This is a genomic window from Streptococcus sp. KHUD_012 (assembly GCF_052588255.1).
Window position 1 is genome coordinate 54826 of record NZ_CP159355.1, and the last position, 12675, is coordinate 67500.

General features: G+C 44.8%; 9 protein-coding genes (1 of these 9 only partly in view). 1 reads left to right on the top strand and 8 read right to left on the bottom strand.

The features are described from left to right. Nucleotides 1-3 precede the first annotated feature (3 nt). The 4 genes from ABVF55_RS00325 to ABVF55_RS00340 form a co-directional block, all read right to left on the bottom strand. Nucleotides 4-1884: a beta-N-acetylhexosaminidase gene (locus ABVF55_RS00325; RefSeq protein ID WP_445285359.1), complete on the bottom strand. Its 1881-nt coding sequence runs from the start codon at nucleotides 1882-1884 to the stop codon at nucleotides 4-6. Further along, the gene (locus ABVF55_RS00330) at nucleotides 1878-2747 is read right to left on the bottom strand and encodes an ROK family protein (protein WP_445285360.1); all 870 of its coding nucleotides are present in this window, start codon (nucleotides 2745-2747) and stop codon (nucleotides 1878-1880) included. The genes ABVF55_RS00325 and ABVF55_RS00330 overlap by 7 nt, the downstream gene beginning before the upstream one ends. Nucleotides 2748-2837: 90 nt before the next feature. Further along, the gene (locus ABVF55_RS00335) at nucleotides 2838-5483 is read right to left on the bottom strand and encodes an alpha-mannosidase (RefSeq protein WP_445285361.1); all 2646 of its coding nucleotides are present in this window, start codon (nucleotides 5481-5483) and stop codon (nucleotides 2838-2840) included. A gap of 76 nt (nucleotides 5484-5559) precedes the next feature. After that, nucleotides 5560-6840 (bottom strand): glycoside hydrolase family 125 protein, encoded by a 1281-nt coding sequence (locus ABVF55_RS00340; protein WP_320909551.1) that lies wholly within the window; start codon nucleotides 6838-6840, stop codon nucleotides 5560-5562. Between the two features lie 215 nt (nucleotides 6841-7055). On the opposite strand from ABVF55_RS00340, the gene ABVF55_RS00345 reads away from it, so the two are divergent. Next, nucleotides 7056-9131 carry a GH92 family glycosyl hydrolase gene (locus ABVF55_RS00345; RefSeq protein WP_320909552.1) on the top strand — a complete coding sequence of 692 codons (2076 nt, stop codon included), beginning with the start codon at nucleotides 7056-7058 and terminating at the stop codon, nucleotides 9129-9131. A gap of 190 nt (nucleotides 9132-9321) precedes the next feature. On the opposite strand, the gene ABVF55_RS00350 is transcribed toward ABVF55_RS00345, so the two are convergent. The 4 genes from ABVF55_RS00350 to ABVF55_RS00365 form a co-directional block, all read right to left on the bottom strand. Beyond that, nucleotides 9322-9879 (bottom strand): DUF6287 domain-containing protein, encoded by a 558-nt coding sequence (locus ABVF55_RS00350; protein WP_320909553.1) that lies wholly within the window; start codon nucleotides 9877-9879, stop codon nucleotides 9322-9324. Nucleotides 9880-10018: 139 nt separating this feature from the next. Further along, nucleotides 10019-11524 (bottom strand): zinc ABC transporter substrate-binding protein AdcA, encoded by a 1506-nt coding sequence (locus ABVF55_RS00355; RefSeq protein WP_049483548.1) that lies wholly within the window; start codon nucleotides 11522-11524, stop codon nucleotides 10019-10021. Nucleotides 11525-11526: 2 nt separating this feature from the next. Next, nucleotides 11527-12330: a metal ABC transporter permease gene (locus ABVF55_RS00360; protein WP_003009676.1), complete on the bottom strand. Its 804-nt coding sequence runs from the start codon at nucleotides 12328-12330 to the stop codon at nucleotides 11527-11529. Continuing rightward, nucleotides 12323-12675: the 3' portion of a metal ABC transporter ATP-binding protein gene (locus ABVF55_RS00365; RefSeq protein WP_003013743.1), read on the bottom strand. 352 nt of this gene lie beyond the right edge of the window; 353 of the gene's 705 nt are visible here — the last part of the coding sequence; its start codon lies off the right edge, out of view — the gene reads right to left on this strand; it ends in the stop codon at nucleotides 12323-12325. The genes ABVF55_RS00360 and ABVF55_RS00365 overlap by 8 nt, the downstream gene beginning before the upstream one ends.

A 12675-nucleotide genomic window follows, 5' to 3' on the forward strand; every position in this document is an offset into this window, starting at 1 on the left:
TTTTTACGTTGTATAAATGGTTGAAGCCGTCGCAATAGTATGCCACTGGTTAGCCGTTGTGGCTGCGAAGTCCTGATCCCCGTAGAAATCGTTGAATGGCAAGATCTCTACTTCTAGTTCATCGATACGAGAGATTTCGCCTGCTAGGTAGTTTTCAATCCGACTTTCAGCTCGCTTGATGCGCTGCAAGAGGCCACCCATACGGATGTCTACGGTATCCAAACCAAAGACCTTGTTTTCTTTCAACCATTGGTGGCTAAAGAGAGCATGGAAGGTTTCAATCTGGCCTCTGAGTTTTGGCAATTCTTCTCTGGAAATCTGTCGCAAGCTCTCTTTATCACCTGCGTGATAAGCCTCCCGAAGGCGTCGTCCTACATCCACTTTGCTACTTAAAATAGCATTCAACTGAGCCTGGGTCTCAAAGAGATAGGCGTAAACACCAGCTTTTTCTTTAATGTCAGAAAGAATCTCAGCTGCCTTGGCAAAGTGTGGCTTGTCCTGTTCAGGTGTCATGTGCTTGTCTAGAATTGGGCAAAGAACATCCTGATAGAAGACATAGCGATTAGGGTTGAGTCCACTGAGATTATCTGGTAGATCTGGCAAGAGGTTGGCCAGATCCAGCTGCATAAAGTCCTCAACTGAGAGGCCTGTATTGCCCTTAAAGTGAGCAGATAGACACTCTAAATTATTGCGATAGCTGAGCTCCGCCCAGATTTGTAAGCTCGGTAGGATCGAGAACTGGGCTGTTTCACCACCATTGTCCCCCCAGCCCGTCACAATGACTTCCTTGATCTGGTTGGCACGGCAAGCTTTATTGGCTTCAAGAGCGATGAGACGACTGAAATGGTTGTGGGGTGTGAAGCCAATCCACTTCCAAGCCCCACCAGCAAAGGCGATATCTTGGCTAATCTTGTGGTGATTACGGAAGTTACGATTGTATTTTTCCTCGCTATCCTGATAATAATCCCAGTAAACCAAGGTCACACGGTCTTTGAGACGGTCTAGATAAACTCGTGTTTCTTCTGGAATGTCCACCTCACGATCGTACTGGCCATCTGCTGACATAAGCTTGAAGAACATATCGCTCCACATCTGGCAGTGGAAACCATACTTATCTGCAATATCCAGCACGCGCTCCAAGTGTTGGCACATAAGGAGACTCCGGTCCACAATACCGTTCAAGATAAGATAACGACCCAAACCAACCAGGTGGGCTTCGTCCATCCCGATATTGACCTTGCGCGTTTGTAGTTTAGATAGCGTCGCAAACATGCCATCAATCAGGTCATAAACTTTTTCTTCACCGATAAGGAGAATGTCCTCTACATCGCGGAGTTCCTGCACTTCTTTGACACCCCATTTGACAAAGGCTGACAAGTGGGCCAAGGTTTGGATGCATGGGACAAAGGTCATGTCAAACCGCTGGGCATAGGCTTCAATTTCCTGTAACTCTTCAGCTGAGTATGCTCCACGGAAATAACCAAAATAAGGTTGCCCCTCAATCTGATAGGTGTCTTCCATGTAGAGCTCAAAGGTTGAATAACCCATGAGAACCAAGACTTCAATCATCTGTTTGGCAGATGCGACATTGATCACGGCGTTGCGCGAACAGTCCGCCATATAGGCCAAATCTTCGTAAGCCGCTTGTTCTTCAATCTCTACCTTGTCCCCTTCTGCTAAAGCTGTTGCTAGAACGGATAAGGCGCGGTAAAGTTGATGCGGTTTGCGGTAGGTCAATTGATACTGTCCACTCTCACCCTTGATAGAGATAGAAGCATGGTCAGACTGACCAACCGCCACTTCTACATCTGGTAGAGAAATGTGATTTTGGAGCAACTCTAAAGCTTGCGCTTGTTTACTGCTGATTCCGGTAAAAGTTACCATTGGTTTTCCTCCTGTAACCAGTTGACAAGGGCACCGTAGAGATTGGCATCTGCCTGATAGGTGCAAGCTTGAATCACTGGAGCAATTGTATATTCTTCATATCTGTCCACAAAAGTATCTACTGCTTTTTGAACCCCTCTGATAAAATCTGGATTCTGACTAATAGAGCCACCCAGGCTAATGACATCTGGGTCGATGAGATACTGGATATTGAGCAGTCCTTGGGCTAGGTTGCGATTCATCCGCTCAATAGCTTCTTGGCAAAGGGCATTGCCTGCTGCCGCCTCTTGGTACACCTTACGGCCATCCCAGTCAGACTGACCAGATTTTTCAATGACATAGCGCACCATATTTCCTGTTGATGCTAGTTGTGACCAGTTATTGAGCTTTTCTGCAGGTTCGATGGTTGTCATGTAGCCAAACTCACCGCCCAAGCCATGACGACCACGGTGAAGCTTGCCATTGATGATCATGGCGCCACCGATCCCTGTACCAATCACGACACAGGCTGCATTTTCAATCTCAGGATGAGCTAGCAGTTCACTGAGTCCAACACAGTTGGCATCATTTTCTAGATGGACAGGGAGCTTATGATGAGCAAGCGCCTCATACCATGAAAAACCATGGATGTAAGGAATGGCACTGATCCCTTCAATTACCCCTGTTTCTTGGTTAACAGCCCCTGGCACACTCATAGCAATCCCACGGTAGTCACGTTCTGACAATCGCTGGTCCAACCAAGCCAACAAATCTTCTAGAGTTTTTGGCGTTGGGGTGCTGGCCTTATCTAAAATCTTTCCATCCGGAGTGAGACTAGCAAACTTAATCCCAGTCCCTCCGATATCAATCGTTGCAATGGTCATTGCTTTTACCTGTAAAAAGGAGCGAGTCAGCAGTTGGTTCTTACTTTTTCGCTCCTCCTTTCCTTTTATTGTTTCTTCAGCTGCAACCAGCTAGACTTCTTCTTTTTTAATCCATTCTGTCCGGATTTCTTGCGGTGCCAATAAACCTGTATGGACCGGATACGGTTGTTCAAGAAGATCGACAACCGTTTGTTGTCCCTCTGACACGCGCACATTTTCTTGGCTCATATTGTAATAGCGAAGGATGTAACCTTCTTCATTTTCTGCTACCTTAAAGGCTGTTGGACAAACCTGAGGATGTGTCAAGGCTGTATGCTTGAGTAAGCTACCAGATGCTGCTACACTTCCTTCTTGTTTTTCAACTTGAAGTCTGGTCATCGGTGTCTGCAAAGCTTTAGCTCGGCGATAAGCAGAGAAGCGTCCCTGAGCTTGATGGCATTCTACTGCATATTCAACCTCAAAGTCCCGTAAGCATTGTGCTTCTGGTGTTGGGAAATAGCCCCAGTCACCAAGTTCACCGGAAGCACGGAGAAGTGTTACAGCTATCATATCGTCTCCAAGGATTTCGTATTCATGCAATCCTTTATTGGCCACTGTTACCCCTTTGACGTCATCATACAAGCTGACGAAAGCTTGCTGGTGTTGAGGATTTTCAGGATTTTCCCAAGAAGCAGCCGGTTTATTTGGCCGTGTGACCACCTCATAAATGCTTTCCGAGTCATTGCTTGGACGAGTGTTATGAGTTTTGACCAAGAGACGAATGCGGTGATCCTTAGCAGTATTGGTAAAGCGTGTCTTGAAGCGAATTTGCGGGTCATCCACAAAGATGGTCATCTCCGTTTCAAGAGGGATGGTTGTCATCTCTTCTGAGCGACTTGCCTTGCGGTTCATAAACTCGATAATGCCTCTTTGCTCCGCATCCAATTGTTCATCCGCGCTAACCGGGATCGTCAAGTCATGCTTGAGCAAGATTTTGGCATAGCGAGCATTGTTTTCCAAGACCTCATAAGCTGTTAACTCCGCATAGATCGGCTCGGTTCCTTTTGGTTGGAAGTAGATATATTCATTACCGATATCACCACGATCTTCAAAACGAAGGAAATCCTCATAAGCCTCATTGGTCGTTTTATCATAGAGGGTCAAGCCATCATCGATACTAAGGGTTACAAATGGCGTATCAATCACCCCATTTTGGAAAAGACCATCATGATGAGGTGCTTTGCCTTCCAAGAGCTGGAAGGTGGTCCAAGAAAGAGGCGCTAGGTGAACCGGAACCGTCACGCGCACTTGACGCGCGATATAAGGTTGACGGAATTTATCCTTAGGCAGGGTATAGCCAAAGCTTGCTCCCAAGTCCTCAATCTCTGCTTCTACAAGATGCCCATCTAAATCTTCTACGTGGTAGTCTGGCAAGGTCAAAGCGGCCATTTTCTTGAAGCCTTCTGTCGGATGCAATTCCTTAAACGGACAAACTGCTACATCGACAATCGTGCTGACGGTATCCACCTTATTATGCAAGCCAGTATTGATGACCGTAAAGAGGTGCTCACTCTGGGCTTTTTGAGTTGCTAGCTTACCCTTCCATTCGTTCAGAAGGTTGGTCTTGACGAAGTTTCCAACTTGGTTGACCTTGGCAAAACGAACTTCCATTTCACGGTGAACATCATCTACGCTACATCCACAAATACTATCGTGTGGCGCATTTTGTAAGAGTGTCTTCCAGGCATAGGTCAATTGATCCTTGTGGTTGTGCCCACCAGTAATGATGGTCAAAGGTTCCACCACTTGCTCGAGCAAGTTGCTGTTTTCTTGGAAGGCTTGCTTGAGATAAATCCGAGAGGAAGACGTATTTGCCAGTGTGTACCAACCATCGGTTTCCTGACTGGTCAATTCTCCTGTAACTGTTGATAATTGCTCAGGAAGCGCACTTTCCACTGCTTGCACATATTCATCAAAAGAGCTATGGATAAAGGTCACGTCAGGAAATAGTTCGTTAGCCACGCGAATTGCTTCACTCAAGTTTCGTTGAACTGGTTGGTGGTCGCAGCCGTTCATCATCAACCATTGGTTGGTGGAGGCATAGTCACGAACATCTGCCAATTTTTGTTTCCAAAAAGCCAAAGCTTCATCTTTATCCACTGGAATTTCGTTCCCATTACTGTACCAGTTGGCAAAGAGAATACCTAGCACACGGCTACCATCCGCCCCTTGCCAGTACATTTCAGAAAATTGAGAGGTAAACTGCTCATCTTCGAGGACTTGGTTGTCAAATCCGATTGGTTTGACCCCACGCCCAAAGGCTGCTACGTGGATCCCTGATTTTTGAAGGAGTTGAGGAGCTTGCCCCATATTTCCAAAGGTATCAGGGAAGTAACCAATCTGAGTAGATTTGCCCCATTTGGCGCATTCAGCTTGTCCAATCAAGGTATTGCGGACGTTGGCTTCACTGGAGATCAAGTAATCATCCTGCAAAATGTAGAAGGGACCAATCTTGAGTTTGCCCTCGTCGATATAACGCTGCACCTTGTCGCGGTTTTCAGGGCGAATTTCTAAATAGTCATCGAGAACAATGGTTTGTCCATCTAAGTGGAAACTTTTGAACTCCGGATCATTTTCAAAAAGATCAAAGAGATTGTCAAACAGTTCCACCAATTGCATGCGGTGACTTTCAAAAGGTAGATACCACTCACGATCCCAGTGACTGTGAGAGATGATATGTACAACAACATTTTCCATGAGTAAAACCTCATTCTAACTTAAATTTAAAGATCTATTTGTGATTCTTTACAAGAATCTGTCGAGCGATAGCTCATTAGCGAATATCCAAGTAATCCAAGACTAATTCACAGAACATCATGTTGGCCCAAGAGAACCATTCACGCGAGTATTTAGTTGGATCATCTACATGGAAACTTTCGTGCATGACGCCCGTACCTCCATCGCAGGCAACCAACTGGTCCAACAAATGTTTTTTCTCAGCTTTATCTGTCGTTGTCAATCCTTGAATGGATAAAGCAATCGGCCAGATATAGCGATAAAAGGTATGAGAACTTCCGAGCCCACTTGCGTACTTCCCTTCATAGAAGTAGGGATTTTCAGGACTCAAAATCGTCCGACGAGTAGCTTGGTAGACTTCATCGTCGATGTCGCAATAGCCCAGATGGGGAGCCGCCAACAAACTTGGTACGTTAGGGTCATCCATGATGCTAGCATTTCCCAAACCGTCTACCTCAAAGGCATAGATTTTCTCGCCCTTGCTGTTAGTCGTGTAAGCGTATTTTTCGATCCCTTCTTGAATCTCAGCTTGCAGGCGTTTGGCATCAGCAATGATGCTTTCACTATCGGCTAGATTCAAGTCTGCAAAGATTTCTTGCACATAGCCCAAGACAACCACTGCAAACATATTGGACGGAATCAAGTAGCTATACTGACAGCAGTCATCGCTTGGACGGAAAGCTGACCAGGTCATTCCTGTCACAGCAAAATCTGGCCCAAAGCCATCATTTACCAAGGTATCTTCCTTACGATCGGTATCACGGACGAAACGGTATGGTGAGTTATTGTGGTCTTGCTCCACTGTCCAGAGATGAAGGATTTCCTTGGTCGCTGTGACAAAGGTTTCATCAAATTGGCTAGTCTCACCAGTTTCCTTCCAAAGAAGATAAGCCAGTTGCAAGGGGTAGCAAAGCGAATCCACTTCATACTTGCGCTCCCAAATCCAGCCATTCAAATCGGTATGGTCGGTCTCGTGGTGACCCTTCCAGTTCTCCTCAATATTAAAAGAGTTGGCATAAGGATCCTTGAGAATCAAGGTCATCTGACGTTTGACCAAACCAGCAATGGTCTGGCGCAATTGGGGATCTCTTTTAGCCACATGAAGATAAGGCCTCAATTGAGCCGTTGAGTCACGCAACCACATAGCTGGGATATCCCCTGTTAACACAAAGGTTGAACCGTCTTCTAAAATTTCAACTGTATTATCCAAAGTGTCTGTATAACAACGTTCAAAGACATCCACCCACTCAGGGTACTCCTTAGCTCGCTCAGCCACTTGATCCAACCATTCTCGCACAATTTCTTTTGAATAGGTCATTTATTTTCCTCACACGTATCGATTCTTTCCTATTCAGTATAAAAGATTTCAAAAGGGAAATACATACGCAAACTATAGCCCTTTTTCTACTAAATTTTCCATTTGATAAAAACGCTATCATATTTGACAACACTTTGATACAATGAAGAAAATACCACCGCGTGTTCCAAGAAAATCACAGATCATTTAAGGTTGATGAAGAAAAAGGAGACAAGATGCGCACACATTGCCAGACCATCGATACCCGCTGGGGAAGCGATAATCATCCCCACTATTCCCACGGAAATACCCTTCCTTATACCGGGGTCCCTTTTGGGATGAACTACTTCCTTCCCCAGACGACACACGAACAAGGGGCTTGGTTTTTCAACCCCAATCTCCCTATTTTTCAGGGATTTCGCCTCACCCACCAGCCTAGTCCTTGGATAGGAGACTACGCTTGGTGCCTCATCACGCCCATCACAGGAAATATTGCAAGTTCCGACCTCTTCCGTCGCCAAAGCAGTTATTCGATGAAAGAAGCCGTTTTCCAGCCTCACTACCTCCGTATTTTTTCGGAACGTTATCAGATTCAAAGCGAGCTGGTTCCAAGCCGCTACGGGGCTGTCATGCGCTTTCGAGCAACAGAAAAGCTGACTCTCTGTTTTCATGCAGCAAAGGAACTAGAGGACTTGACCCTGACAGACCAAACCTGCCACTTCCGCATTCTGGATCAGGCCCATACTGCAGATACTTCCTACTCTCTCTATCTCCAGTGGCAATTTAGCCAGCCGATTGAGAGCGTCACTCACATCGATCATGATCTCTTTCTCACCTTTTCTAGCAAGGAAGTGACCGTTCAATTAGGAACTTCTTATCTGTCCCAAGACATGGCTCACAGCCATCTTCCCAACCTTTCTCTAGAGGAAGCTAAAAAAGAAGCATCCGATCAATGGAATCAGCTGCTAAAACGAATTGAAGTAAAAGATGCCGGAGGGCGTGACCAAGCCTTTTTCGACCATTGCCTTTACCGACTCCTCCTTTTCCCTCAAACCTTTTATGAAACAGATAGCACGGGAAATGACTGGCACCTGGATGTCACTCATAATGAAATCAAACCAGGAAAAGCTTATACCAATATCGGATTCTGGGATCTCTTCCGAACATCTTTTCCGCTCTTTAGCCTTGTCTACCCCGATTACTACCGTCACTTTCTCGAAGGATTTTTAAACACTTACCAAGATACTAATTTTCTACCAAAATGGTTGGCCCCAGATGAACGAGGGATGATGCCAGGTACTCTCATCGATGGAGTCTTTGCGGATGCTGTCACAAAAGGGATCGCACCAGACCTACATGAAAACATGCTCACAGCTATGCTCCAGACGGCCCAAAAAACAGATCCTACTCAACATTTTGGTCGCCATGGTAATGAAAGCTACAAGGCCCTTGGCTACCTACCCGATGATTTTCACGAAAGTGTGAGCCATAGCCTCGATTATGCCTATAGTGATTTTTGCATTGCTACCGTTGCCAAGCAATTGGGTCAGACAGAAACGGCTACTCAGTATGCTACTTCCAGCCTCTCCTACCGAACATTGTATGATACCCAAACAGGCTTTATGAGAGCACGATCCACCAATGGAAACTTTAAAGAACCCTTCTCTCCTACTAGCTGGGGAGGAGATTATGCAGAATGCTCTGCCACCCAGGCTACTTTTGGAGCCTTACACGACCTCTCCGGCCTGATAGAGCTAATGGGCGGTAAAAAAGCCTTCACCCAACGACTGCTGGATCTGGCCAATCAAAGACCTCAATTTGACGTAAGAGGATATGGCTATGAAATCCACGAAATGAGTGAAATGGCCCAAGCCCCATTTGGGCAGATTGCCATCTCCAATCAACCCAGCTTTCACATTCCCTACCTCTTCCGTCACAGCCTTCATCCCGAATACACCAATCTCCTGATCCACCAGATCCGTTCTCAAGCTTTTCATCAAGATTTCCAAGCCTATCCAGGTGATGAGGACAACGGTAGCCTATCTGCTTGGTACATCTGGTCGGTCCTTGGACTCTACCCAACCTTCCCAGGAAAACCAATCTATGATCTGGGCCTCCCTCTCTTTAAAGAAGTTCTTCTCCATCTTCCAAATCATGAGCTCAAAATTTGCGCCAACTCACACACTGCAGGCGCCTATTTCATCCAAAAAGCCCTATTAGATGGCAAAGAGAAACAAGAGATTTCCCATCAAGATCTCCTTGAAGCCCAATTGCTCCAGTTTGACCTTTCATGGCTCCCCCCACATGCATAAGAAAAAGAAAGTGGGACAGAAATCGGTCATTCGTTAGAATTCGATTTCGTCGTCCCACCTCCGCACAGTTGAGTAGGGCTGTAAAAGCTGATGAAATCAGCGTAGTAGAGCCCACTCAACCACTGCGTCTTGCTCGACAATCTAAAAATAATTGAGAGGCTAGGACTTTTGTCCCAGCCTCTTTTTTCCGTTATTCATCTCCTACATGATAGTAGATCGAGCCTTGTTCCCCAAAACTAGCGATACCAACACCAGACCACAAGCGGTTTTTAGAGGCATCTGATGTATCCTTAAAGACGACTTGTCCTTGATCGTCGACCTGATCACCAATGGTTACTCCCGCAGGAATATACTCCAACAAGAAGCCCCCATCACGACCACCATAAATGCCTTCTGAGGCGGTTCCATAATCCGTCAAAGAAGCTCCATAGCCCTCTAACTCTTGTGAGACCAACCCTTTGTCGTTAAAGACTAGCTTGTTTCCTTTATCATCTTGCCAGACCCCAGCAATACTGCTGTAATCTCCATTGGCAATAGCCTCAAGATCCATTTTCTTCACTTCTTTTTTCTCTTCTTTTTTTTCTTTCTCCTTCACTTCCGAACTAGAAGCAGCCGTCTTTTTGACTTCAGAAGAGGTCGTCGTTTGACTAGAAGAAGTGGTTGATTTTTTGCTCGTTCCCTGTTGCGAACAAGCTACCAACAGGACCACACTGAGAAGACTCACAAGAATTGCACCAACTTTTTTCATTTAAAATTCCCCATACATTTTTTTAGTTTAAAGCCCTTTCATTGTAACGTATTTTCATGCATTTGACAAGCTTCACTCCCCATTTTTAATCAAAAAGAGACCGGGATAATCAGTCCTAGTCTCTCTTTTGATACAACTTTTAATGAGCCAGCATTTCCTGTGCCACTTCTAAACCAGATAAGTTCGAAGGATAATAAGTTGGCCAATTTTCCAACTCATCATAAAGCGCTTCTTGACTCTTTCCTCCATGGAAAATGTGGAAGTGAGCTGCCTTTACCGGAGTAATTTCATGGTCACTAAATTGAACATATTTGAAGTCTCCCGCATCGCTCTCCTTGGCTTCAAATAGATAACGAACACCACGATTTCCCTTCTTATAAGTCAAAATGTGCTTACCTACGTATTTATAGGTATATTTCTTAGAAGATCCTTTTTGATAAAACTCCATTGAATCCTTATCAATCTTAATCCGATCAATATCTGTTTGGTAACCCTTAGTATAATATTCCTTATACTCAGCAGCCGTCATAGTTGGATTTAATTTTGCCTTATAATCAAAGACCTGATCCAAGGTTCCATCTTGCAAGTATGGATAAACGGATTTCCAATCACCTGCATAATTTGCTAAGCTACGATCCTTAACTTGACTATCCTCGAAATAGCCCTTTTGAACCGTCTTAGCATCTTCCTCATGTTCCGGTTGAATATCCTTACCAGCTTGTGACGTTGTTTTCTCTAGCGCCTTCAGATTCTCCTTCATAACAGACACGTAGTCTTCGCCATCTTTCATTTCTTGATCCGTCAAGCTTTCCAAAGGATTTAAGACAGCCAACTCAACACCAGCTTCAGAAGACAAGGTTTTCGCCAAGGACTTAGAAGCATTTTCCTCAAAGTAAATGACCTTGATCTCATTTTTCTTGATATACTCTGTCAATTCACGCAATCGTGCAGCAGAAGGCTCGCTATCAGGTGAAATCCCTGAAATGGCCACCTGGTTTAATCCATAATCCAAGGCCAAGTAACGGAAAGCCGCGTGTTGGGTCACGAAATTCTTTTGCTTCGCATCTTTCAATCCATCCTGATAAGCTTGATCCAAAGCCTGTAATTTCTTCAGATAGGCTTGGGCATTTTTCTCAAACGTCTTTTTCTTATCTGGATAAGCTGCGACCAACTGATCACGAATCGATTCTACCATCTTCATGGCACGATGTGGAGAGAGCCAAAGGTGAGGATCATATTCATGATGGTGTTCTTCGCCCCCTTCGTGTTCATGTTCCTCTTCCAATCCAGGAAGCAAGACCATACCCTTGGTAGCATCGATCACTTTGGTTTTCTTATCCTTCATTGATTTCAAAAGATTTGGAACCCACGTTTCCATGTTTTCATTCTCATAGACGAAAACATCCGAATCTTGAATCATAGCCCGCCCCTTAGCAGACAATTCATATTCATGAGGCTCTGATCCCGCTCCAATGAGCAGGTCTACCGTTCCTTCATCTCCGACAATATTTTTTGTAAAATCATAAACAGGATAAAAAGTGGTCATCACTTTTAATTTCCCATTTTGACTCTGACTTTTGCCACAAGCTGTCAAAACAAGTGTTAAAGCCACTAACAATAACCAACCAAATTTTTTAAAGTTCATATCTATTTCCTCAAACGTGATCCAAGATTCACAAGCAAGAACAGTGCCACAAATAAAAGCGTGATGCTGGCACTCGCTGGTGTATCTGCAATATAAGACAAAATCAACCCACTAAACATCCCGATAAAACCAATGATGACCGCAATCAGCATGACCCCACGGAAGTTCTTCCCTAATTTCAGCGCAATACTAGCCGGTAAGACCATGATGGTTGAAACCAATAACGATCCTGCTGCAGGAATCATTAAGGCGATAGCAACCCCCGTTACCACATTAAATAAAATGGACATGGTCCGGACCGGAAGGCCATCTACAAAGGCCGTATCTTCATCAAAGGTCAAAATATACATAGGACGCAAGAATAAGGCCGTCAACACTAATACAACAAAAGCAATCACAAACAAGGCGATCACCTGTTCATCCGTAATGGTTAGGGTAGAACCAAACAAATACTGATCCAAGCTCATCGAGCTTTTTCCACCACCACGCATCAGTACCAAAGCTAGGGCAAGACCTGTGGACATTAAAATTGCCGTCCCGATCTCCATAAAGTCCTTAAATAAGGTCCGCAAATACTCAAGAAAAACCGCAGCAATAATGACAATGATCATGGTCGAGAGCGTTGGAGAGATCCCAAGGAAAAGCCCAAAAGCGACACCCGCAAGAGAGACGTGACTTAGCGTATCACTCATAAGACTCTGCCGTCTTAAAATCAAGAAAATCCCTAATACAGGAGAAAAAAGACTCATGGCAACCATAGCCAACAAGGCCCGTTGCATAAAATCATACTGGAATAAATCAAGCATGGTCACCCTCCCCTTCAGTATCATGGACATTAAAACATCTCCAAGGAGAGCTCTGGTCGCGAACCAAATGAATATTCCGATCCGCAAATTGGTTAACCTCTTCAGGATCATGCGTAATCATCAAAACAGATTTTTGATGGTGATGCGCACTGTGATGCATCAACTCATAAAAATCACTCTTTGTCGTCGCATCCATCCCTGTCGTAGGTTCATCTAAAACAAAGATATCCGGATCTGAAGCAAACATCCTAGCAATGACAGCCCGCTGTTTCTGACCACCAGACAAAGAACCAATCGCCCGATCCTTGAACTCCAGCATCCCAACAGATTCTAAACTCTTCAGAA